The following is a 22360-nucleotide window of genomic DNA, read 5'->3' on the forward strand; positions in this document are numbered from 1 at the left end:
GGTATTTAGACTGCAGGGCTCTAGCCAGAGCCTCCATTACCATAGTATAGCACTGTTACAGGTTCTAGCGTTATGAGGCCCTCCTTCACAGCCTTCCTTACTTCATCCAGTATCGACTTTATGGCATCTTCCTCATCCACTACCTCTACCACGATAGGCAGGTCTTCAGAGAGCCTTAACACACTAGCCGTATGTATCATGCTATGGCTGCCATAGCCTGCTATACCACGTATTACAGTAGCTCCCTTTATCCCGCGCTGGCGAAATAATTCCAAGAGGTACATGTAGAGTGGTTTCCCATGATACCGATCCGATTCACCAATGTATATTCTAAGGCGTAGCCATTGCTGCACGCCCATACACCAGGTTAGCAAGTATGAAGCCCAGGTATATACCGAGAAGGCCTAACATAATACTCACAGCCACGTAGATAAGCATGTAGAGTGGCTGATACTCTCTTAGGAGCCAGAAGCTTTCATACATAAAGGTTGAGAACGTTGTGAATCCACCCGCGAAGCCGGTGGCTAAGATGAGCCTCTGATCCCGCGAAAATACACCGTACATGCTTGCCGAAGCCATTACAAAACCTAGGAGGACCGAGCCAAACACATTTACGACAAGTGTGCCTATGGGGAACACGTAGCCTTTCTGTATAGCTTTGGATAATAGCCATCTTGCAACAGCTCCAGCTGCGCCACCAACTGCCACAAGGACTGCTTCGCGCAGCACTGCTGTCAGACCAGGCTATGTCCAGCTGTAGACTACGGCTTTTCTCACCTTCTCCATTAATCGATAATCCTAATTATTAATAATACACACCGACTATAGTCGAAACATCCTTCTAAACGAGTAGGACTAGAACTTAAAACCAATAGTGTGTTACAAGTGTGGGCGGGAGCCACTATGTTGCTCCAGCTAGTACTAATAATAGGCTTCGTGCTCCTCCTGGCAGGCTTAGCCTCCACGATTCGCAGCAATGACGAAGGAGAGGCAAGACGAGCAGCCAGAATCGAGAGTAGAAGCCAGCAATAACGGCAATACATGAAGAAAACTGCGGGGATAGTTAACCTGATGTTACTGGAGCTTTCAACCCGAACAGTCTTCTAACAGTCTCCTGTAACTAGATGATTAGCACCAGGCTAGTAGGATACTATGATAAGCAATGAAAGGCGGAGGCGGCGGACGGCTGAGCCACGCCAGGCCCGCTCATCAAAGAGCCGCCAACACCGCGGCGGCTTCGCGGGCGGGCCACATGGGAGTGCCGCCGTACCCCATATTCCATATAGTATCATATAGTATGTAATATACTAGTACAAGATTAGTGCGAAGCCAGTATGATATAAAGGTGTATGAGGGGTTGCCTCTAGCTGCCATATTTAAGTTTAAGGATGCTTAAGGAGAATATCGCTGAATTTTGAATTTGCAAACATACGATTATCCATCAGATTTATGTCGTGAACTTAGGACAATAGAAGCACAGTATTAAGGAGGACCTCAGCCTAATTTATGCTTAAAAATTCTGAACACGAGAGGATTGGGTTGTTTTAGTAAGTGCCTATGCTGAATATCGTCTCTTCCCTGCTTAACCCGCTAGCCGCCTCATTCATAGTCATGAAGCCTATGCTTGCGAACACTGCGCCAGCAGCCGCGAGCAGCTTTGCTATTGCCGGTGTACCTCCTAGCTTGTCTATGAGGCTCTGAGCTGCAGCATTCGCCCAAGAGACGCCGCCCCAGTCTATCACGCTACCACTCGCCGCTGTGGTTGCATCATGCACGCTTCCAGTGCCTGATACTGCTAGCAGCCAGGATATTGCTAGCAGCATCGCCGCCGCTTTTAGCGGAGTATTGTTACTCTTTATTCCCAGCATCCACAGCGCCGCTATGGCTAATACATGATAGAGCAGCAGCAATACACCACCAGCGCCTACAAGGCCTGAAAGTCCTTCACCGTAGTAACCTGCTAGTATCCCAGCCACACCTAGCAGCCCTACCAGCCCTATCCCGGTAAAGGTGGGTTTCCGTGTCTCTGTACCGTAGGACAGCCATCCCGCTGCTGTGATTACTGCTGCTCCTGGACCTGCAAATGGTGCAGACAGGTAGCCTAGAGCAAGTAACAGCCTAGAGTACACAGCTCTCCCCGGAGCCACTATAGACTGTCATGCCGGGAACTAGCGGCTGCAGGGCTAGTAACACCCATACAAGAAGCTGTCTACATTAACCTCCAGGTGCCAACTTGCCGACTACTGAGAATACAGAGCCTAGACGTGTAAAATCTACAACAACGATACAAGGTTGCGTGCAGACAATCGTTCAAAAAGAATTCTATCTTTTATACTCGGAGTTGCTAGCCTCTAACTGTATAGCCAGCATGCGACTCTATGACCGGGTTCAACCTCAACCATTTGAGGTTCCGTGCTATCACAGCGTGGTCTTACGGCTTCGTTCTCGTCGTAAGCCACACAGCGTGGCCTGAATCTACAACCCTTGGGTAGGTGTATAGCGCTTGTGATTTCGCCTTTAATTGGCAAGAGCCGCATCTTAAGCCTGTTAGTGGGATCCGGTTCAGGTATAGCTGCTACTAGAGCCTTTGTGTAGGGGTGCAATGGATTGTCTATCACTTGGTCTGCTGAACCCTCCTCTATTATTCTGCCAAGATACATCACTGCTATCCTATCACAGACGTAGCGGGCTAGAGCCAAGTCGTGTGTTATGAATAGCTGGGCCAGCCTGTACTTCTCTTTCAACATCTGCAATATTTCCAGGACTTCTGCACGTATAGACACATCTAGCATTGATACGGGCTCATCAGCTACCAGGAAGCGAGGGTTCAGCATCAAAGCTTTGGCTATCGAGACACGCTGTCTCTGACCACCGCTGAGCTGGTGCGGATAACGATCCATGAACTCCTCAGGTGGCGTGAGCTTTACTATCTCGAGCGCCTTTGCAACCATCTCTAATCGTTCTTCTCTCGTAGAGCCTATGCCATGAACCAGCAAAGGCTCCTCAAGTATATCAGCTATCTTCATACGGGGGTTCAAGCTACCGAAGGGGTCTTGGAATACTATCTGTAGTTCACGTCGTAGAGGCTTCATAGCTTTATTAGGAACTTTATATAGATCTACTACACCTAGCTCTCGATTTACTGCTTGTGGTGCAAGACGTGCAACTTCTTCTAAGGTCTTAGGGCTTGGGCGGAATAGTACACGTCCCCCCGCGATATTCTCGGGATCTATTAAGCGTAATAGAGCCCTACCAGTAGTGGTCTTGCCACAACCGCTCTCGCCAACGAGACAGTATGTCTCGCCTTCACGTATCTCGAAGCTTACACCATCTACAGCGTGCACATATAGCTGTGGCCGTCTCATAATAGCCTCTATAAAGCCACGACGTACGGGAAACCATACCTTTAGATCCTCTACTTTTATGACGAACCCGGTCACTAGAGGTCACCTCCTCTTGAGTCTAGGCTCTACCACCGTCTCAAGCGCTAGACCAAGGAACACGAAAGCCAGCGATGTTATACCTATGAGTATGCCCGGCGGCAATATCCACCACCATACACCATAGCTGCCACCGGCACCAATGTAGTCTCGTGCATCAGCTAGGATACTACCCCATGTAGGTAGGCCATGCCGTATGCCTAGAACGCTTAGACCAGCTTCTACTAGTATGGCACCTGGCACCGAGAATACTAGATTAGCCATTGCATAGGGCACTATCTGTGGCAGTATATGCTTGAATATTATCCTTCTGTCAGAGGCTCCTATGGCCTTTGCAGCGTCTATATACGGCTCAGATTTAATGCTCAACGTCATAGATCTAACTATTATCGCCATACCTCCCCAGCCGAATATGACTAGGAACCCTATAATCACGAAGAGCCGCGTCCATGGACTTACATCTAGTTCCTGCAGCGTCACACCAAGGAGCACCAGAACTGGTAGCAACGGTATATTACCTAGAACGTCCACTGTTCTCTGTATTATATCGTCTATTATGCCACCGTAGTATCCACTTACTATACCCGCTACTAGACCTATTACGACACTAGAAACTGCCGCGAAGAAGCCTATCAGCAATGCTACTGGGAAGCCATACAACAGTCCGAGATATAGATCACGGCCATAACTATCAGTACCCATACGACCGTAAGCAGATCCCTTAACTATTATCTTCAAGTCTCTGACGCCTAACTCTCCATTCTCAACAGCATTCTGTATTACAGCAGGATTGACTCCTCTCGCTAGGTAAGTTATTATGACCTCTACTGTATATGTACCCGTTAGCGGATTTACAGTCTCATTACCTTGAGGTTCACCAAAGAGCAGAAGCAACGCACGACTCTGTGCAACTTCAAGGGGTATATTGAATAGCTTAGATAGTTGTTGCCCAACCACCGCTGCATCAAGCCTTTCTACACCACGGGCAGCTAGATCACTAAGCTTCAGCGGCTCAGGCTTGTTTACAAGAATCACGTGACCATCTGGTCGATGAACCAGCACATAGACTGTTACGCTAGGCTCCACCGGCCCTGCTCTGCCGGTTACATTACCAGCCTTGACCTCTACGAAGCGCACCAATACATCCTTAGGGAATGCTGGATCATTTAGTACGTAATTCAATTGGTAGCGCTGCACATAACCCATAAGTTTTACTCCGTAGTATTCTACGGGGCGTAGGTATACACTTGATTCTACTGGTTCCTTGAACTCCTTTGCCATGTGCGGCGCTACTGGCTCACCAAATAACGAAACCCAGGCTGGAGGCACTACAGCAGGATTGTCCTCCCAGTACTTAATGTTAAAGCTCCAAATGTTTACAAAGTTGGGAGGCATTGTAACAATAGCGTATATTGACATAACCACTATAAACGTTATTAGTATGAAACCTGCCTTACCCATAGCTTGTTTCCAAACTTCTCCAAAGATTTCGCGAGCACCACGGAGTCTCTCCGATAGACTGGGTTGACCAGCATTTTTCACTTTCTTAGTCGCCTTCGAATCCACCATGATGTCCACCACCCTCGGACCATTACATACTCAGAGTCAATACCCATAATGATATATAGATGAAAACGGACGAGCAATTCCTCTGGGGCTATAGCCGCACTCTTGGGTCGAGCATCACATACAACACTTCCAATATGAACCTTGCAACTATGTAAACTAGAGTCGTTATATATACTAGTCCAATTATCGTCGGCGCATCAGCACTCATTATAGCAGCATAGTAAAGTGAACCCATACCGGGCCATTCAAAGATTGACTCTGTTATTATGAAACCGCTTATAGAGCCTGCAAGGCCTAGGATTATTATGGTGGCGACAGGACCTGCTATGACGCGTAGAATGTAGCGCTTTACTACTAGTTTCTCTGGAATACCCTTAGCCCTAGCAACAGCTACGTAGTCTTCACCAACAACGCGAAGAGCTATAGCACGTACACCGTAAAGCCAGCTACCGAGCAAGCCTATAACAACCACCGTTATGGGTAGCCAGGAATAGTATAGGATTCCCTTTAGTGAGCCTACAGGGTCGTCCCAGAAGTTGTTAATGTAAGCTACTACTGCACGGTAGTCGGTCGGCGCTATGCGGAGATGATAACCAAACACGAATATTGCTATAAGCGCTAGCCACCAGAGCGGTAACGCGTTCATGAAAGCGGCATAAGTTATTGCAACCTTGTCGAGAAGACTCCCACGCTTATAAGCTATTAGCGGTGCTATACGAATGGCTATTAGCGCACAGATTATCTCAGCCACCGTTAGCATTATGACCGTTCGTGGCAGTGTGATTAATATTGCATCTCTCACAGTTAGAGGTGGCTGTTCGCCAACAATGTTTGCCACTTCTTTACTCTTGACGTAGCCTAGATCCAATACAAGTGCACGAAAAGCCATAGGTAGGACTCGTTCATACCAAGGCTTATTCAATCCATATATCTCTTCGAGTTCTGCACGGCGTTGCTCCACGAGCTTCTGGAGGTCTTCCTGAGGTATGTTCTGGCGTTGAAGCTCTTGACGGTACGCTTGTAGCTCGCTTATCACCATTGCACGGAGTATTTTCTCGTCATACCCCGTCGCACCAAGGATGATGGCAGTAAGGAGCATAATTACGACAAGAGAGAATGCCAGAAATATTCCACGTTTTACTAGCACCGATGCTACACGCGCCGACGTCAAGGCCGGCTACCCGGAGCGGAGAGGAGTGAAGCTATGGTTGAAAACACTATCTCCCCAACCCGAGAATCTCAGCAAATTTAGTTTAGACGAATAGATATCACCGCATACAACATTGCCATGTAATTACACTAATTTCTTGCTGAGCTTCATCCTGGATAACTTCTTGATACAGGTATGCGTAAGGACGATGATACAGTCTCAAAGCTGTAAATATGATTAGCTTGGATTAGAATTAGAATTGAAGGGAGATAGTGTATATGGAAAAAGAGTATGCATTAGGAGAAAGCTTTACTGCTGCCTGCGTGTAAAGGTTAGGCCTATTAGTACTAGTAGCAGTATTAGGTTGATTATCGATATTGTTACTGCTAGGTTGGCTTTGCTGTATGCCTTGTCAGCAGCACTCTGTGCCTGCTGGGCTGCAGTGGCGGCCTTGTTTACGTCAGCCTTTGTTGCAACGTTCTGTAGCTGTGCTAGTAGCTGGCTTATCTCGTCAATCTTCTGACCTAGCTGTGCTACAGCATCACCGAGTGCCTGTACCTGCTGGCCTACAGTCGCTATTGCATCGGCTGTCTGCTTGCTTAGGCCGGTTATTGCCTCAGCTAGCTGCCTGCCTAGCGCTTGCTGTAGCTGCTGGACTTGCTGCTGTACCTGCTGTAGTGCTTGTACCTGCTGCTGTAGCTGCTCTTGTAGAGCCTGCACTTGCTCTTGAGTCTGCTGTAGGGCCTGCTGTAGCTCACCTATCTGCTGTGTAGCAGCAGCCGTGGTCTGTAGTACTACTGTCTTCTCGGCTGGTAGGGCTACTTGCTCACTGTAGGCTATTACCGCTAGCTCATAGGCTGCATACTCTTCTAGCTTACTGGTTAGGTCTGCAGATAGCTCGATTACGTAGCCAGCTGCTGCCTGCTGTGCCTCGCCAGTGGCTAGTACCTTGCCGGTTGCTGGGTCGCGTAGGATATACTTCACATGTATTGGTGGCAGGCCACTTGCTGTTACTGTTATCCTTGCAGGTCTGCCTGGCTCTACTAGTGGTACTACTACATTGGTTATTGTTGTTGGTGTTGGTAGGCCGAATACCCAGTCAGTTGGGCCGAATGGGTATGTTGGGTCGCGGAATGCTTCTAGCTCTAGTACCTGTGCGTCCTTGTCGAAGCGTACTAGCTTGAATGGACCATCGCTTATCCATGCATTGCCATACTGGCTTATCCAGCTCTTGGCTGCCTGGATACGTGCATTCCACTCATCCTTGGTCATGAGGACTGTGCCGTCTGGCAGTGTGAAGTAGCCCTTGTACTGGTCATAACTTATCTCATCGAGCGCTGCAGCTATGGCCTCAGCGTGGTCCTTGAGTACTAGGTTGAGCTGCGGTATGTTCTCCTTCTCGGAGCGCGTGTCGCTGAGGGCAAAGGTCTTCTTCACGAATGCTAGGTAGTCCATTGCTAGCACTATTGGTGTCGGGTTGTAGAGCGTGAAGGCGGCGAAGTCGGCTATGTAGTTGGGATCGAAGTGCCAGTAGTCGAGATAGACCTCTAGCTTGTTCTGATCCGGCAGTAGCCTGTAGGCCACTATCTTGTCAAAGCTCTCCTTTGCTGGGCCGGCGATGCTGCTCTCTATCTGGCTCTTTACCGGGTCGTAAACTATGTCTATGTTCTCGGCTAGCCATGCAAGTATGTCTGCATAGGTTATCTCTTCGCCATCGTGCCACTTGCTACCTACTAGCTTGGATAGGTCAAATACCACCTTGCTTACAGCTTCTGTGCGGCCGAGGTCCTTGGCATACACCCATCTATCGTTCTCGGCGTCCCACCATATAGCGTCGTCAGGTACCTTCATCTTACCATCGGGGCCTGCTGTTTCAACTGAGAACTCTACTCTGAACGGTATGGGTTCGCCGTTGAACGGGTGCCGCCATATGCTTGGATCGTAAGTGGCTCTGGCAGGGTCTACGCTGTATACGTCGTCGAAGCCGCCTAGCGGGTTCCAAATCGTGGCAGCCGTGAAGACGTGTAGGTGACCAACCTTTACCGTGTCGCTACCTGGTACGTACATGCCGCGGTACATGAATGGGTTCCTTAGACCGCTACCTAGGTCTAGTGTTACGCCCTTCACGTCAGCACGGGCTGGGAAGCTGCTCATTATTGCTGCTATCCAGATCCTTATGCTCTCCTGTATACCTAGCTCGGTGCCCTTACGTAGATACTCTATGAACTGCTCTTTACTCTTTACCTCACCGAGGGCTGCAGGCTTGCTGTAGCTGTCTATGGTGTCGTTCCTGTAGTTCCAGAAGTCGGCCTCACCCCAGCCAGGGGACCAGCCTAGCCATGCTGCTGCGAACTGTGCTAGCATCCATGGGTCCCAGCGGTCTAGGGCGCCTTTACCCCAGCCCTCTGTGTAGAAGCTCCACTCGAAGTCCTTGGGGTCAGTGAAGTATACCTTGGGTATCGCCTCGCCGAAGGGTAGTATCTGTCTCTGCACCTTGATGCCTAGGGTGTTCTCTAGCTCGTTAGCGAATAGGTTACCTATGTCTAGACGCTCGTCCTCCTGCCTTATGATGCCTATTACTGTTATCGGTTTACCGTTGTAGTACCAGGTACCACCCTTCATCTCAGCACCTGCCTTGCTTAACACATTGCTTACAATGCTCTTTGCATACTCTGGGTTGTAGCTAAACTTGTACTTAGCAACTATGTCTATTAGTACTGTGTATGTCGGGTCGTCGGGACCGTAGAATGTGTACTTCGGTATGGCGAAGCCCTTGTAAATGTTCTTGACGATGTAGTCGCGGTCAACTATGTAGTTTAGCGCGAAGCGTATCTCACGGAAACAGAATGGGTTGATGTCAAACTTGTCGCTCTCCCATACTACCTTGGCGTCCGTTGGTAGGCCGCCCAGCGGCTTGGCACACAGCTCTACTACTGTTACATCCTTATCCTCTATCGGCACACCTATCGGCGGGAGTTTCTCAGAATCTGGAGCCACATAGGTGGCGTATGCTATCACTACAGGGTCTACACCGAGCTTTTCGGCTGCTGCCTTCTTGTCAAGCTTGCCAGGCAGCGTCACTATCATGACTGGTGCTGGGTTTAGGCCTATGTCTACGAGGCCACTAGGAGCCTGGTATAGCTTGATACCGGGCTTACCGGTGAGCTCCTGGGCTGCAGCGGGCCTTAGACTGAAGAGGTATACATCAATGTCTCCCGTTTCGAGAGCGGCCGCGACCTTGTCAAGCGATACAGATTTCCAGATGATTCTATCCGTGGCTGGTCCCTTTTCTGCTTGGGCTGCAGCATGTGTGGCTATGCCGAGGGTCGGTAGCATGAAGAGGGCTAGTACTATTAGAGCAAGAATGCGTTTCATAACTCTGTCCCCCAGTCGTGCTATAACACCTTTTGTTCATGTACCCTAAACCCTATAATGCTGCTTTAAAAGCATTCCCACGGTGCCTACTGTTTATTCACTATTGATAGCTACATAGCTGATCACACCAACACAAGAGGTATTGAATGTTCTGGGTACCTATGTGAGGTACTACCCGGTGTAACGCGTCTTCGCAATTCTGGCCACTAGGATAATTAGTAGTGCTACACCTATTGGACGGAGCAGCAATGCCCGCTCAACATCCGCTTCGACCCAGCATCCAACACTCCCTATACTCACTTGATCGCGGAACAGAACGCCACTCCATATTGTAGATTCTAAGTTACCTTTGGCCTCGATATTGAAGTCGCATTTAACTAGAAAGCTACACGTACTAGTTTGTTCTACTAAGCGGCAGCCAGGCACCTCTAATTTATTACCACATGCAGCCCCCTTTAGGACTATGTATGCTTGGTTAGCATCAAGTATGAGGAGGGCGCTGCCGTGTACTATTGGATAATTCCAGATAACCTCTACTGTGCCGGGACTCGACGACTCCATAATTGTTGGTGGTAACAAACTACCGTCTTTCAGCTTTATTAGTATAGTATGTATCAGAGCAGGGCCTAGATATTGTTCCCCACCTCTTGCAGGAAATTCAGCCTCCTTAAGTGTTGTATTACCCCCTGCTATTCCACAGCCCAACTCGCTACATGGTATGTAGAGGAGCGTATACCCGGATACCTGCTGAGTCGCGCTATAATTTGTTGGCTGCAGTTTAACCGTGGCGAACGGTGCTATGCATACCTCTCCCTTACCTTGTAAGCCAAGAGGTATCGAAGGATTTACTGCCACAATTACAACAAGAATGCTGAGCATAATCAAATCTCGGAGATGTACCCCCTTCCATAAACGCTTGGACACTATAGCTACTGCACCCGTGTCATTGCATCTGGGTAGTCCAAGAGGTCATAACACTATATGCTGGGTCTCTGCTTGAAACTCTCATCGGCAGGTGCAGGAGGCTATGCCAGGAATTACTCAGAGCTACTCTAGTAGACTCATGACCGCAGGCATAATACTGCTTATAATAGCTCTCTTGGCTTCTTTGGCGTCAATGATGACTAAGCATAAGCTTGTAGAGGCTAACCCTACGACATTATACAGCCGTGAAGGGCTTGTTTCGATCATTGTAGCCAGGTTGCTGGGCGACCAGGCACTTAGCGGGAGTATAAGGGTCAATCTTACTATTTATAACAATGGTGGACAGCCCGTAGAAGTACACATACTACCATATACGAACACTTCAGCAGTAATAGGAGCCCACAACTCTACTACGTTTACCGATGTTGCACCCCTCGACAACATAGTGCTAAAATCGAGCAATTCTGTCAACGTCACAATTGAGGCCACCGCCATCGTTATTGAGAGGCCATATGCATCATTAGCTGTAGCAAGTTTAGCCTTATTCCTTGGAGGTTCCGCGATTCTTAGCCTAGCTGTTGTCTTGAGGCTCTCAGGGATAGAAGACTAGCTCTTTATGAGGTACAAACATATATTATGGATATATGGAGCAAACAAAAAGTTTAGCGCACAATACTGCTGCAACGTCAGATAATTCCGCTCAGAAGCGCTGTCTATAACTACGACGGCGTGGCCCGCCGAAGCCGCTATTCCTGCGCGGCGGCCGCCAGTCTGGTGGCACTTGTGGTGTTTCCTCGGGTATCTCATCTTCTGGTGGTAGCGTGGTGTCGTCTACCCGCGTTATGTTGCCGCGTCCCCCTATATTGAGAACCACTTGACCACGGTAGCTGGTCGTCCAGGCCCCGCTTATCATGACCGTGTCGCCCGCCTGAAGGCTCCCCGCCGCGTGGCCCCATAGTGTGAGTCTTGTGCGCCCTGTCTCGTCTCCCACAACGGCCTCGCTTATTGTGCGGGGTCCCCTACGAGTGTTTATTGTGCGGGGAGCCTCGGCTTCGAGGACACGGACGCGTATATTCACATTATTCATTCCGGGCTTGAGGTCGGATATTTTTATGATATTTACACTCTCCGACATAGATACGGTCTCCTCTTACGCTTAAAGGGCGCGCTGCCGCGCCTTACAACTGAGAGGTATGGCGAGTAGCCATATTATAAGCCTTGCCGCGAGGTAACAGTTGTAAGTTTCTCGCGACCAATACCGTAGCATTAAATAGGGGCATTACAGCTTGTCTTGTTAAATTACGATTCCCAGTACACACGACAATAACTACGTTATGACAGTATTGTCCCTATTAGGCCTATTACTGGAGTGCTACTGATGTCTACATTGGGGCTGTGTGGAGGCTGGCCTGTCCCGAGGCCCCATGAGGCCGCTGTGGAGCCCCTCAGGGAGCGGCGTCCGAGCCCCGGTTTTCCCGTATATGTTCAACCGTGAAAGCATATGGCAGCAGTTCACCCAGCCTCCACACTCTACTCTCCTTAGTCACTGTTGAGACTGATACGACAAGTGTATCTCTGCTACCGAACTCCGCTAATACCTGGCGGCATGCTCCGCACGGCGGAAGGGGCTCCGGTGTATCAGCAACTATAGCTATCTTGACTACCCGGCGGCGCCCTGCTGCCACCATTGCCGCTATTGCAGCTCTCTCAGCACAGATTGTCAACCCGTAGCTAGCATTCTCGACATTGACACCGGTATAGATTGTACCATCCTCGGCCTCTACTGCAGCTGCCACATGCACGTTACTGTAGGGTGCGTAGCTGTTTCGATGAACACTTAGCGCTTTCTCCACCAGTTTATCAAGATCACGTCCATCCATGACTAGTGCCCGACACAGTATTCCAGTCCGAGACTACCCCTTAGATTCTATCCCACACTGCTACAGCGGGATTCAAAGAGGGCAGACTACTAGCCTGGGAGGACGGAGGGCTAGAGGGGCGCCTTGCCTAGCGACCAGCCAAGGGCTGTTATAGGGCTCGAGGTCCACGTACAGCTGACGAGCCTGAAAACCAAGCTGTTCTGCAACTGCAGCGCTGACTATCGTGGCGCGCCACCTAACACTCATGTCTGTCCTGTATGCCTTGGCCTCCCCGGCGCCCTGCCCGTGGTTAACGAGGAAGCCGTCCGGAAGGCTATCCAGGTCTGCCTTGCCGTTAACGGGCGTGTTGCCAAGCTTCTCCGATTTGACCGTAAGCACTACTTCTACCCTGATCTACCCAAGAACTACCAGATAACACAGTACCTTGAACCCATATGCACCGGCGGCTACATCGAGATAGAGTCGCCAAGCGGGACCAAGAGGATAAGGCTACGGCGTATCAACATCGAGGAGGACCCGGGCAGGATAGTCTACCCTGGAGGGGGCCCCCTCACGAGCCCCTATGTGCTCGTGGACTATAACAGGAGCGGCGTAGCCCTCCTCGAGATAGTGACCGAGCCAGACATGGAGTCGCCGGAGGAGGCTGTAGCGTTCCTCGAGAAGCTGAGGAGTATCCTAGAGCACCTAGGTGTCTGTGATTGTGGGCTCGAGGGCGCCATGCGGGTAGACGCCAACATAAGCATTGAGGGCGGCGAGCGTGTCGAGGTTAAGAATATCGGGAGCTTCCATGAGGTGAAGCGTGCTCTAGCCTACGAGATAACAAGGCAGCACGACCTGCTGCTGAAGGGCAAGCCTGTCCGGCGGGAGACACGCCACTGGGACCCCGTACGCAAGGTGACGCTACCAGCGAGGGTGAAGGAGACGGAGGAAGACTACCGTTATATGCCTGATCCAAACCTGCCCCCGGTGCCCATACCCTCTAGCCTGGTCGAAGAGCTCAGGGAGACACTGCCTGAGCTGCCCGATGCACGCGCCAAGAGGCTTGTGAAGGAGTACGGCCTCCGCTCCCAGGTAGCAAAGGTTCTTGTGACGAGGAAGGTTCTCGCAGACTTCTTCGAGGACGCTGCCCGACTCTACCAAGGGAACTACGAGAGGATGGCTAACTACCTGGTTAACGACCTGCTAAACTGGCTCAAGGATGACGACCTAGCAGGGCTCTACAAGAGGGTCAAGCCCGAGCACCTGGCAAAGCTCATGAAGCTGTTAGACAGCGGCGTGATAAGCATAAGGCAAGCAAAGGAGATGGCCGAGCACATCGCGAAGCGTGGCGCCGACCCGGAGAAGCTTGTAGACGAGCTCGGATTCCGTCGCATCGCTGACCCGGAGAAGCTCCGGCCAGTAGTGGAGGAGGTGTTCCGGGAGAATCCCAAGGCTGTTGAGGACGCGCTCCGGAACCCTAAGGCGGTGAACTTCCTAGTAGGCATGGTTATGAGGAAGACGAGGGGGCGTGCTGACCCCGCGGTGGCCAGGAGGCTTGTAGTGGAGAAGCTTGATGAGATACGGAGAAGCGGGGCCTAGAGGCCTAGCCTCACGGTTTCCACGTCTATGCTCTTCGCGTAGCGCTCTGCATCGTAGCTGAACTGGTAGGCTGCTGCTACTGGCACTATCTCGGTGTTCTCTAGCTTCTCCGCTAGCTCGCCCACCTCGTCTGCCAACACGTCTACATCGCCTACGTCTATGTAGGGCTTCGCGTAGAGGTAGAACGCAATACCTTCGAACATTACTAGTGCACGGGCATAGGGTATCTCGTCTACACCATAGTCCTCGACTATTCGGAGCAGCCTCGCCCCTTCGAGCCTGCCGCCGAGCACGAAGGCTTCTACGACTGTCCTCACATCGGCCATGAAGCGTATGAGGCTTGGGCCTCGAACCCTCGCCGCCGGCTCAGTGCCAGCTATCTCGAAGAGGCTGTGAGAGAGACTCTCCAGTCCTATGGGCTCTTCTACTACTAGGCTCACGCGTCCCACCCGAACACAGTATTTGTGTCCTTGGCAGGGGTTTAGCCCGAGGGGGTAGTGTAGAACCGGGTATCAACCCAGCATAACGGGGGCCTGGGTCGCTGCGAGATTCCATGCTGTAACGCGTGCTACTCGGGTTTTACTGGGGTATCACCGGACTATCGCCGTCTCCCAGAAGGGTACATGTGGAATAGAAAACGGGGCTCCGGGGCTAAGCTGGTGGGCTTGAGCTAGGCTGTACCAGCGGGAAGTCCACGATCTTCGCCTTGTAGCGTTTGCCGCGCCTCTCTATCTCCACGTTGAGGCCCATCAAGGCGTGGCTAGGCTTGATGTAGGCCTGTGCTAGACTCCGCTTCAGCATGGGGCTATAGGCTCCACTGGTCACATAGCCTATCTCAATATCGTCTATGTATATCTTGTCTCCCTGCCGTGGCACTATGCGGGCCTTCTTGCCGAGCTTGAGGCCAACACGTACCTTTGCTGCGCCGCGGCGTAGTGCCTCGCGGAGCGCCTGGCAGCCTACACAGTCCTGCTTGGGGCCGGGCTGGAATACCCACCAGTACCTGGCATCTACCGGTGTAGTCTCCTCGTCTATCTCGTGTCCGTAGAGTACGAAGCCTACCTCCATGCGGAGGCTGTCGCGCGCGCCCAGCCCGCAAAGCCTGCCGTCTAGCTCCTTTAGCAACTCGGCTGCCTTGAGCAGTATCTTCTCGCCCTCACTAGCCTCTGCTATTATCTCGAAACCGTCCTCGCCGGTCCACCCACTACGCGAGACTATGAGCGCCTGTGCCCCTGCCGCCTCTAGCTCCACGTTGCGGCGGAAGCGGAGTACCTTGAGGTCGAGCACCTCGCTGGGCGCTCCCAGTTTCTTCATGAGCTCTGCCGCGCGGGGCCCCTGGATGGCGAAGAGCACCCAGTCTAGGGTGTGGTCCTCGACCCGTGCCTGGGCTCCGAGCTTTCCTATCCACTCGTCTAGCCAGCCACGTATCTTCTCACGGTTAACCGCGTTAGGGACGACGAGCCACCCATCGGCGCCGAGGTTATAGGTCATCACGTCGTCCTTGAAGCCTGCGCGCTCGTTGAGGAACGCCGTCGGACCAACCATCATGCCTTCCTCCGACGTTATGTCGCGGGGCAGTAGGTGGTCTAGGACACGCGTAGCGTCGCTGCCGCTTAGCAGGAGGCGACCCATGTGGCTCAGGTCGAAGAACCCGACAGTCCTGCGGACGGCCATGTGCTCCTCTATGACGCTCGTATAGTTTATCGGCGCCTCCCATCCCGCGAACTCGCCAAACTGTGCGCCAAGACTCTTGTGGACATCGTATAGGGGTATGCGCAGCTTAGCCAAGGCCTACACTACACCAAGTAACCTGGAGTACGAGACGCTACATGATAAACCCATGCCTGGAGAGGGCTCGGGGAGGGGGCCACCTCCCCATACCCCAGCGCCACCCGGTGGCGCTGGGCGTCCGGGCTAGGGGGATCCCCCAGGCCCCCTCACAGCCCAGGAGCAGTCAGAGAGCAGACCCCGTGATAAAGCGTGACCACCAGCTGAGGGCTTAGGCCTCGGCAGCGACAGTCTTGCCTAGATAAAGGAGCCGCCCCCGGCGACTATCAATGTAGTAGCGTAGTATAGGCTTGCCTGACACCTTGAGGGGCTCGGGCCGGGCAGAATCAGCTTCCACCTCTATCAACTCCTCGACAGCATAGGGCATCTCGGACTCGTCCAGCCCAATACACTCAAGCCCAGCAAGAACTGGGCAGAGCCGCCGGCTCCACCAGCCGCGAGGAGCCGCTACAAGCTCGTAGCCACGTGTGTACGCTATGGCTCTTGCTAGTTCGCCTACTAGACCCACTGCCCGGCTCGGGGACGCAATATACTCGGGCCTAGGCAGTAGGAGCCCGAGTCCACCACGCTGGAGTATCAAGGTCAACGCCCTCACATACCGTATGACCCCACACTTAGCCCAGTATAAACCTTTAGGCCCACAGCACTCCCACCGACACTGGAGCACAGATCCGACAACTACAAAAGAACCCCCAGAAGCACTGCACTAGCTAATGGAGGGGCAGCCGGGTCGTCTAGCGGCCAAGGATGCGGGGCTTTGGCCCCCGTGACCGGGGTTCGAATCCCCGCCCGGCTACCATCCCCTCCAACCCGGCTAGTTCTGCCCCTCCTCTAGTTCCTCTATGAGGGATGTCACTCCGTCTAGCGTGTACTCGCTGGGGTAGAGGACCTCTGGGTAGCCTAGCTCTTTTAGCTTCTTGGCTGTAGTCGGACCTATGGCTATGGGTTTGAAGCCTGGGTTGCTGGGGCTCGGGTAGTGCTTGGTGAAGGCTTCGGCTATGCTTGGGCTTGTGAATACCACGTAGTCGAATATGTCCGCCACCCTGGCAGCCGCCGAAGCCATTCTGTCCAGAACTACTACCCGATACAGCGGGATCTCGACCGCCTCTATTCCACTGCTCTCTAGGCCTTGGACTAGATCCGGTACGGCCTTCTCCGAACGGGGTAGTAAGACACGGCGAGGGTGTAGCGATGCTAGCTCCTCTGCTAGGGCTGCGCCGCGGTACTCCCGTGGCACATAGTCCACGCGGACTCCGTGCCGCTCGAGCACTTGGCGGGTTTTTGGCCCGACTGCTGCTACCCGGACCCTTCCCTGGACCTGTAGCTGGCGTATCTTTTCGAGGAGCTTGGCTAGGAGCTGTGGGGCGCGAGGACTGGTGAATACTATCCAGTCGCTCTTCTCGAGCTCCTTCTCGACTTGCTCGAGTGCCCCGGGTACCGGCTCTACGTCGACTACGGGGATGTGAGCTACTACTGCTACCTCGGCGAGCCGGCCGGGCTCTGAGCCAGGTGGGCGTAGGAGGAGGACGTGGGGCCGCTTCTCTAGCTTAGACGCCAAAGCCTATCCCTCAGCTCTACTGTGCGGCCAAAGATTATGAGTGCTGGAGGCTGGACGCCTGCCTCACGGGCTTTCTCAACTATGTCTCTGAGCTTGCCTGTGACTACCCGCTGTTCTGGCGTCGTAGCCTTCTCGACTATCGCTACGGGAAGGTCTGGGTCTATGCCCTCCTCCACCATCTCCTTTACAATGTTCTCGAGGTTGCCCACACCCATTACCACTACTAGCGTGTCTACAGACTTCATTATCCTCCCATAGTGAACCATTTTTCTGTCCTTGTTGGGCGCTTCTCTACCAGTGGCTACAGCGAAGCTCGAGGCTATACCGCGGCTGGTGACCGGTATACCCGCATAAGCCGCGCCCGCTATAGCGCTGGTTAGGCCGGGGACGACTTCGCACTCCACACCGTGGTCGCGGAGATAGATGCATTCTTCCTCGCCGCGGCCGAAGACGTAGGGATCGCCGCCGTGTAGACGTACAACGGTCTTGCCCTCACAAGCCTTCTCTAGGAGCAGCTTGTTTATCTCTTCCTGAGTCATGGTGTGGGCGCCGGGCTTCTTGCCAGCATATATTAGCTCTGCCCCTGGTTTGGCGTGCTTCAGCAATTCTTTCGCTACTAGCCGATCGTACACGATGACATCGGCTTGCTGTATGAGTCGGAGTCCCTTCACCGTTATTAGCTCGGGGTCGCCGGGCCCGGCACCGACTATGTATACGCGACCCCTTCTACACTCCTCCACCAAAACCAAGGGCACCCCTCTACCCTAAGGCTTAGGACAGCCGTGAGAGTGGCTAGAGAGTGATGCCGGCCGACTTCGCCTTGGCTCTCAGCTCTAGGGCCACGTCGACCCCCAGCTGCGCCGGTCTCTCTGGGTCACCCTCCATGACTACGTCTACTCTCTTGCTGCCGTCGGGCGACGCTACTGCCGCGCGCATATAGAGTGTGCCCTTCTCTATCCACGCGTAGGCTCCTAGTGGTGTATGACAGCCGCCGCCCGCATAGGCTAGGAATGCTCTCTCAGCCCTAGCCATGATCATCGCGTCTTTGTCTGTGGCCTCTTCGAGCAGCGGTAGTATATCGCTCCGGTTGTACAGGGTGTAGATGCCTAGTATTCCCTGGCCTGGTGCCGGGGGCAGTACCTCTGGGGGTATGCGCCAGTATTCTATGTCTAGTCCTAGCCTCTGCAGCCCCGCCTCGGCGAGTATTATAGCATCATACATGCCTTGCTGTAGCTTACGTAGCCTTGTATCCACGTTGCCGCGTAGCGGCTTGAATACTAGGTCGCTCCGTACTCGCTTCAGCATAGCTACGCGCCGGGCGCTCGACGAGCCTACTACTGCTCCGCTAGGCAGATCCCATATCGTCTTGGCACCAGTACGCGTCACGAGTACATCGAAAGGTGAGGCACGGGGCGGCGTCATGGCCAGCACGAGGCCTGGGCTTACCTCGCTCGGTACGTCCTTGAGGCTATGCACCGCTATGTCTGCCCGGCCCTCTAATACTGCTAGGTTTACTTCCTTCTCGAAGAGGCCCTTACCACCTATCATGATGAACGGCTTGTCCTGGTGTATATCGCCCCGGGTCTTGACTATTACTAGCTCGAACTCTACCTCAGGGTGCCTCTTCTTTATCTCGTTGAGGGCTAGCTGTGTCTGTGCTAAGCTTAGCTTACTGCCCCTAGTTGCTACTCGTATCTTCATTGCTCCCGGAGCCTCTTGAAGGCCTCCTCGAGCGCCCTTATGGTCTCCTCGACTACCTCGACAGTGTGTGCTGCGCTCGTGAAGACTGCCTCCATCTGGCTTGGGGCTATGAAGACGCCGCGCTTTAGCAGCTCCATGTGGAGCTTGTTGTAGAGCTCGCGGTTGCTCTTCATAGCGTCGTCCGGTGATGCCACCTCACCGTCGACGAAGAATACCTGGAACATGTTCTCCACATAGTTCACTGTAGCCTTTATGTCGTAGCGGCTAATTAGGTCTTCAACAACCTTGACTAGCTTGGATGCCGCTTCACGTGCTACACGGTAGGGCTCTCCAGTCTCGAGCACCTCTATAGTAGCTAGACCAGCAGCCATTGTAACCGGGTGGGCGTTGAACGTGCCAGCGTTGAACACCTTGCCGCTAGGTGTGAGCTTTTCCATTATCTCGCGTGGCCCGGCCACTACGCCGATGGGGAAGCCTCCACCGACGATCTTGCCTAGGGTTGTTAGGTCGCCGCGAACCCCGTAGTACTCTTGCGCACCACCTAAGCCTAGGCGGAACCCCGTGATAACCTCATCCATTATGAGGAGAGCTCCATATCTGTCTGCCAGCTCACGGAGCCCCTTGAGGAAGCCGGGCTTAGGCGGTATGACGCCCGCGTTACCCGCTACGGGCTCCACTATTATTGCTGCTACTTGGTCTCCATGCCTCTTCATGATCCTCTCTACGCTCTCGAGATCGTTGTAACGAGCTACTAGCGTTAGCTTTGCAATCTCCTCGGGCACGCCGAGGCTTGAGGGGACACCATACTCCGCTGCTGCACTACCAGCACCAACTAGGACTGTATCGTGAGCACCATGATAACAACCATTGAACTTGATTATGTATTTGCGGCCCGTATAACCCCGTGCAAGCCTTATAGCTGCCATAGTGGCCTCTGTACCTGTGTTAACAAAGCGCACCATGCCGCCAGGGTGATAGTACTTGAGTATCTTCTTGGCCAGTTCTATCTCCAGCTCGCCGGGAGTTCCGTAGAGCCACCCATTCTCAAGCTGTTTCTTCACAGCCTCCATTACCTGGGGATGCTTATGCCCCAGGAACATTGGGCCATATGCAAGTACATAGTCTATGAGGCGCTCACCATCAACCGTGTAGAGGTACGGGCCCTCGGCCTTAGCGACGTAGAACGGGTATGGCTTTACTGCTGCACGTATAGGACTGTTGACGCCTCCAGGGAACAAGTTTAATGCTTCTTCGTAGAGCTTCTTGCTCTGTTCACCCGGCAAGAATAGTGCACCCTCGTGTTTAACGCAGTTGACACTTATCGAGCATTAAATTAGCTTAGTCCGGAAACGGTAGTTAGAACCTCCTCGAGACGTTTACTCCATAGGATCTGTTTTATCGCATCCCCGGAGGCTGCATCACCGCCCCCTAGGCTCTTCAACCCGGCCTCCGGGGGCCTACTATAGCCGCCTAGGGGGCTCTAGCCCCGTGACCCACAGCTCATCTATCTCTAAGGAGCCCGGCCATATTGTGTAATCACGGCCACACCGTATTAAACATAGAACTCTGGAGCATACAACCAGTGCCTAGCCTTGTAGAAAGATGCTCAAGGAGCTAGGGACAAGGCTGCAGTAAAAATAGATCCTAGCCACCAGTGTATTAGTGTCCGGGAGTTTTAGGCCACTACTTCTCCTTCTTCTTCTTGGCGCCGCCTCCACCGCCCTTACCCTTAGGCTCTATGAACTCCTTGAAGTACCAGCCATGGACGCGCTTTATGTGTTCTAGTAGTGCCTTTCTACGGTACATACCTCTACCACATACCGGGCACGGCCTAGCGCCGACCACAGCAGGTCCCCGTACTAGTCCAGGCTGAGAAGGTGGGGGTTAAGGCTGGTTCTCTCCCGTACGCGCTGCTACCAGTATCGCTTTACGGGTCTTCTCAAGGATATTTGGTGGCACTACCGCGAGGAATGGAGCCATATACTTGTGCTTAGCCGCCTCTATGAGCACTTCACTTCTTCCACCAGCTTCAAGGTAGCCACTTGCGATTAGACTAGCACGCTCCGGCCCACTCTGGGGAGTGTAGAGGAGGGAATAGTAGCACGCTACAGCTATATCCCATGCAGCATCCTGCATGTTTCTTAAATCTCGTGCCTGTTCTAAGTCTACAATGTACAAGTTCTCGCCATCATAGACGAAGTTACTCGGGTTGGAATCCCATAGAGCTATACCCGCAGCATGTAGGCGTGCCAACGTTACACCTAGTTCACGGTAGGGCTCGGGCGTTGACTCTTTCTGGAGCATAGCGATGAGGTCTTCACCCTCTATATAGCTATAGGCTGCCTGGCGGCGCCGAGGGTCTATAAGTATAGGCTCCGGTACATGGAATCCACGCTCAGCTAGGAAACGATTGTAGTAGTACTCGGCATTGAGCCGTGCTAATGCACGGAGACGGGGGCGGGGAAGGGGTAGTGACGCTATGGCGGCAGCCAACCATTTAACAGCAGTTATATCAGTATACCTCTTGACAACCGCAGGGCGGAAGCCACCAATTTCAACAGTTTTAGCACTCCTTATCATCCCTTTACGTTGAAGCTTTGCGTTGTCAAGCAGTCTCTTTACACCAGTTATGGTATAGAGCTGGTCTTCGAACTGCATTAGTTTTGTAGCAACGCGTGCAGAGTCTAGCCTTACAAGAAGTAGAGGATCTCTTGTCAGAGGATGAGGTTTACGGCTAATACCTTCAAGTATTATCGACTGTGGTATTGCTTGGAGTAGCGACAGCGAGACGCTGGAAGCTATATCGCCAATTATATGAACTATCTTGACTGCGCCACTAAGCTGAACGAAGGGTTTCAACCGTGCTCTCTTAGGCTGCTCAATAACACTCTTTGCCGGAATCCAACGACTCTTATATACATTGACTCCCAGAATCCTTTGGACTAGTACACGGAGCCAGGAGTAGTAGTCTCTACGCTGCAACATTAACTGATATACTACTCGGAGCCAGGGGTAGATTCTTTGGAGACGGGCCATCCTCGCGACTACAGGGTATATGTCTGCTACGAGCAAGCGTTCATAGTTCTTGTGGAAAAGTTTCTCCAGCCGACTTACCTCCTCTCTAAACACTCTAATGATGTAGCTTTCGATTAGTCTATGATATTGCTCTACGTCTCCCTCAACACTTACAGGCTTTAGGAGAAGCAGCGACGCTATTATCTCGCCTAGTAACGACTCCTCCACGTCCGCCAAGAAGACGTCACGCGATATGATAGCTTCTAGCCAGCCGGGCCTCCCGTCTACACAACTACCATTACTACCTAGTCCCAGAACTAGCCGGAGTCCTGGCAGTTCGTATGTGAGCTTTACTGCCGCCGCACACTCCCCCTGCAAGGTT

The 22360-nt window shown here is 52.6% G+C and carries 22 protein-coding genes and 1 tRNA gene; 4 read left to right on the forward strand and 19 right to left on the reverse strand.

What is annotated here, in order from left to right; genetic code table 11:
- Window positions 1-20: 20 nt before the first annotated feature.
- Window positions 21-359, reverse strand: a complete 339-nt coding sequence (locus Pyrde_RS07840) for a DUF190 domain-containing protein (protein ID WP_055409677.1) — start codon at window positions 357-359, stop codon at window positions 21-23.
- A complete protein-coding gene (gene crcB / locus Pyrde_RS07845; protein WP_055409679.1) occupies window positions 331-729 on the reverse strand; it encodes a fluoride efflux transporter CrcB in 399 nt (132 codons plus the stop codon). The genes Pyrde_RS07840 and crcB overlap by 29 nt, the downstream gene beginning before the upstream one ends.
- Window positions 730-903: 174 nt before the next feature.
- Between crcB and Pyrde_RS10970 the strand changes: the two genes are divergently transcribed.
- Window positions 904-1032 carry a hypothetical protein gene (locus tag Pyrde_RS10970; protein ID WP_257640405.1) on the forward strand — a complete coding sequence of 43 codons (129 nt, stop codon included), beginning with the start codon at window positions 904-906 and terminating at the stop codon, window positions 1030-1032.
- Window positions 1033-1544: 512 nt separating this feature from the next.
- Here Pyrde_RS10970 and Pyrde_RS07850 read toward each other — a convergent pair.
- The 6 genes from Pyrde_RS07850 to Pyrde_RS07875 form a co-directional block, all read right to left on the reverse strand.
- Window positions 1545-2129, reverse strand: a complete 585-nt coding sequence (locus tag Pyrde_RS07850; protein ID WP_143522151.1) for a hypothetical protein — start codon at window positions 2127-2129, stop codon at window positions 1545-1547.
- A gap of 222 nt (window positions 2130-2351) precedes the next feature.
- The gene (locus tag Pyrde_RS10730) at window positions 2352-3440 is read right to left on the reverse strand and encodes an ABC transporter ATP-binding protein (RefSeq protein ID WP_055409686.1); all 1089 of its coding nucleotides are present in this window, start codon (window positions 3438-3440) and stop codon (window positions 2352-2354) included.
- A 6-nt stretch (window positions 3441-3446) separates the two neighbouring features.
- Complete coding sequence (locus Pyrde_RS10735; RefSeq protein WP_055409688.1) at window positions 3447-5009, reverse strand: ABC transporter permease; 1563 nt, start codon at window positions 5007-5009, stop codon at window positions 3447-3449.
- Between the two features lie 88 nt (window positions 5010-5097).
- Complete coding sequence (locus Pyrde_RS07865; RefSeq protein WP_143522150.1) at window positions 5098-6180, reverse strand: ABC transporter permease; 1083 nt, start codon at window positions 6178-6180, stop codon at window positions 5098-5100.
- Between the two features lie 288 nt (window positions 6181-6468).
- Entirely contained in the window at window positions 6469-9534 is a 3066-nt protein-coding gene (locus Pyrde_RS07870) for an ABC transporter substrate-binding protein (RefSeq protein WP_055409693.1), read from the reverse strand.
- A 171-nt stretch (window positions 9535-9705) separates the two neighbouring features.
- The gene (locus Pyrde_RS07875) at window positions 9706-10458 is read right to left on the reverse strand and encodes a hypothetical protein (protein ID WP_156328037.1); all 753 of its coding nucleotides are present in this window, start codon (window positions 10456-10458) and stop codon (window positions 9706-9708) included.
- A 103-nt stretch (window positions 10459-10561) separates the two neighbouring features.
- Here Pyrde_RS07875 and Pyrde_RS07880 point away from each other — a divergent pair, with 103 nt between their 5' ends.
- Window positions 10562-11068, forward strand: a complete 507-nt coding sequence (locus tag Pyrde_RS07880) for a hypothetical protein (protein ID WP_143522148.1) — start codon at window positions 10562-10564, stop codon at window positions 11066-11068.
- Window positions 11069-11158: 90 nt separating this feature from the next.
- Here the strand turns inward: Pyrde_RS07880 and Pyrde_RS07885 are convergent, their stop codons facing one another.
- Together Pyrde_RS07885 and Pyrde_RS07890 are read right to left on the reverse strand one after the other, a co-directional pair.
- Window positions 11159-11593 carry a single stranded DNA-binding domain-containing protein gene (locus Pyrde_RS07885; RefSeq protein ID WP_055409701.1) on the reverse strand — a complete coding sequence of 145 codons (435 nt, stop codon included), beginning with the start codon at window positions 11591-11593 and terminating at the stop codon, window positions 11159-11161.
- A gap of 310 nt (window positions 11594-11903) precedes the next feature.
- On the reverse strand, window positions 11904-12338 hold the full coding sequence (locus tag Pyrde_RS07890) for a cytidine deaminase (RefSeq protein ID WP_055409703.1): 435 nt from the start codon (window positions 12336-12338) through the stop codon (window positions 11904-11906).
- Window positions 12339-12461: 123 nt separating this feature from the next.
- Here Pyrde_RS07890 and gatB point away from each other — a divergent pair, with 123 nt between their 5' ends.
- Entirely contained in the window at window positions 12462-13916 is a 1455-nt protein-coding gene (gene gatB / locus Pyrde_RS07895; protein ID WP_055409705.1) for an Asp-tRNA(Asn)/Glu-tRNA(Gln) amidotransferase subunit GatB, read from the forward strand.
- Here gatB and Pyrde_RS07900 read toward each other — a convergent pair.
- From Pyrde_RS07900 to Pyrde_RS07910, 3 genes are all read right to left on the reverse strand, one after another.
- The gene (locus Pyrde_RS07900) at window positions 13913-14356 is read right to left on the reverse strand and encodes a hypothetical protein (protein ID WP_156328038.1); all 444 of its coding nucleotides are present in this window, start codon (window positions 14354-14356) and stop codon (window positions 13913-13915) included. The genes gatB and Pyrde_RS07900 overlap by 4 nt on opposite strands.
- Window positions 14357-14567: 211 nt before the next feature.
- The gene (gene gcvT / locus Pyrde_RS07905; RefSeq protein WP_055409709.1) at window positions 14568-15704 is read right to left on the reverse strand and encodes a glycine cleavage system aminomethyltransferase GcvT; all 1137 of its coding nucleotides are present in this window, start codon (window positions 15702-15704) and stop codon (window positions 14568-14570) included.
- Window positions 15705-15915: 211 nt separating this feature from the next.
- Window positions 15916-16299 carry a hypothetical protein gene (locus Pyrde_RS07910; RefSeq protein ID WP_143522146.1) on the reverse strand — a complete coding sequence of 128 codons (384 nt, stop codon included), beginning with the start codon at window positions 16297-16299 and terminating at the stop codon, window positions 15916-15918.
- A gap of 128 nt (window positions 16300-16427) precedes the next feature.
- Between Pyrde_RS07910 and Pyrde_RS07915 the strand changes: the two genes are divergently transcribed.
- Window positions 16428-16503, forward strand: a tRNA-Gln gene (locus Pyrde_RS07915).
- Window positions 16504-16518: 15 nt separating this feature from the next.
- Here the strand turns inward: Pyrde_RS07915 and Pyrde_RS07920 are convergent.
- The 6 genes from Pyrde_RS07920 to Pyrde_RS07940 form a co-directional block, all read right to left on the reverse strand.
- Complete coding sequence (locus tag Pyrde_RS07920; protein WP_055409713.1) at window positions 16519-17262, reverse strand: uroporphyrinogen-III synthase; 744 nt, start codon at window positions 17260-17262, stop codon at window positions 16519-16521.
- Complete coding sequence (gene cobA, locus Pyrde_RS07925) at window positions 17247-18002, reverse strand: uroporphyrinogen-III C-methyltransferase (protein ID WP_055410886.1); 756 nt, start codon at window positions 18000-18002, stop codon at window positions 17247-17249. Before cobA ends, Pyrde_RS07920 begins: the two co-directional genes overlap by 16 nt.
- 52 nt (window positions 18003-18054) lie before the next feature.
- Complete coding sequence (gene hemC / locus Pyrde_RS07930; protein WP_055409715.1) at window positions 18055-18963, reverse strand: hydroxymethylbilane synthase; 909 nt, start codon at window positions 18961-18963, stop codon at window positions 18055-18057.
- On the reverse strand, window positions 18960-20246 hold the full coding sequence (gene hemL / locus Pyrde_RS07935; protein ID WP_055409720.1) for a glutamate-1-semialdehyde 2,1-aminomutase: 1287 nt from the start codon (window positions 20244-20246) through the stop codon (window positions 18960-18962). Before hemL ends, hemC begins: the two co-directional genes overlap by 4 nt.
- Before the next feature lie 400 nt (window positions 20247-20646).
- Window positions 20647-20808, reverse strand: a complete 162-nt coding sequence (locus Pyrde_RS10740) for a hypothetical protein (protein WP_156328039.1) — start codon at window positions 20806-20808, stop codon at window positions 20647-20649.
- Between the two features lie 39 nt (window positions 20809-20847).
- Window positions 20848-22356 (reverse strand): phosphotransferase, encoded by a 1509-nt coding sequence (locus tag Pyrde_RS07940; RefSeq protein ID WP_055409726.1) that lies wholly within the window; start codon window positions 22354-22356, stop codon window positions 20848-20850.
- Window positions 22357-22360 lie beyond the last annotated feature (4 nt).

It is taken from the genome of Pyrodictium delaneyi (genome assembly GCF_001412615.1).
In the GTDB taxonomy this organism is placed as follows: Archaea; Thermoproteota; Thermoprotei_A; order Sulfolobales; family Pyrodictiaceae; genus Pyrodictium; species Pyrodictium delaneyi.

What these genes read in the sequence shown, in the direction of transcription:
- Pyrde_RS07840 (WP_055409677.1), bottom strand. Translation starts at nt 359, where the DNA reads ATGGGCGTGCAGCAATGGCTACGCCTTAGAATATACATTGGTGAATCG.
- Pyrde_RS10970 (WP_257640405.1), top strand. Translation starts at nt 904, where the DNA reads ATGTTGCTCCAGCTAGTACTAATAATAGGCTTCGTGCTCCTCCTGGCA.
- Pyrde_RS10735 (WP_055409688.1), bottom strand. Translation starts at nt 5,009, where the DNA reads ATGGTGGATTCGAAGGCGACTAAGAAAGTGAAAAATGCTGGTCAACCC.
- Pyrde_RS07870 (WP_055409693.1), bottom strand. Translation starts at nt 9,534, where the DNA reads ATGAAACGCATTCTTGCTCTAATAGTACTAGCCCTCTTCATGCTACCG.
- Pyrde_RS07880 (WP_143522148.1), top strand. Translation starts at nt 10,562, where the DNA reads ATGCCAGGAATTACTCAGAGCTACTCTAGTAGACTCATGACCGCAGGC.
- Pyrde_RS07885 (WP_055409701.1), bottom strand. Translation starts at nt 11,593, where the DNA reads ATGTCGGAGAGTGTAAATATCATAAAAATATCCGACCTCAAGCCCGGA.
- Pyrde_RS07890 (WP_055409703.1), bottom strand. Translation starts at nt 12,338, where the DNA reads ATGGATGGACGTGATCTTGATAAACTGGTGGAGAAAGCGCTAAGTGTT.
- hemC (WP_055409715.1), bottom strand. Translation starts at nt 18,963, where the DNA reads ATGAAGATACGAGTAGCAACTAGGGGCAGTAAGCTAAGCTTAGCACAG.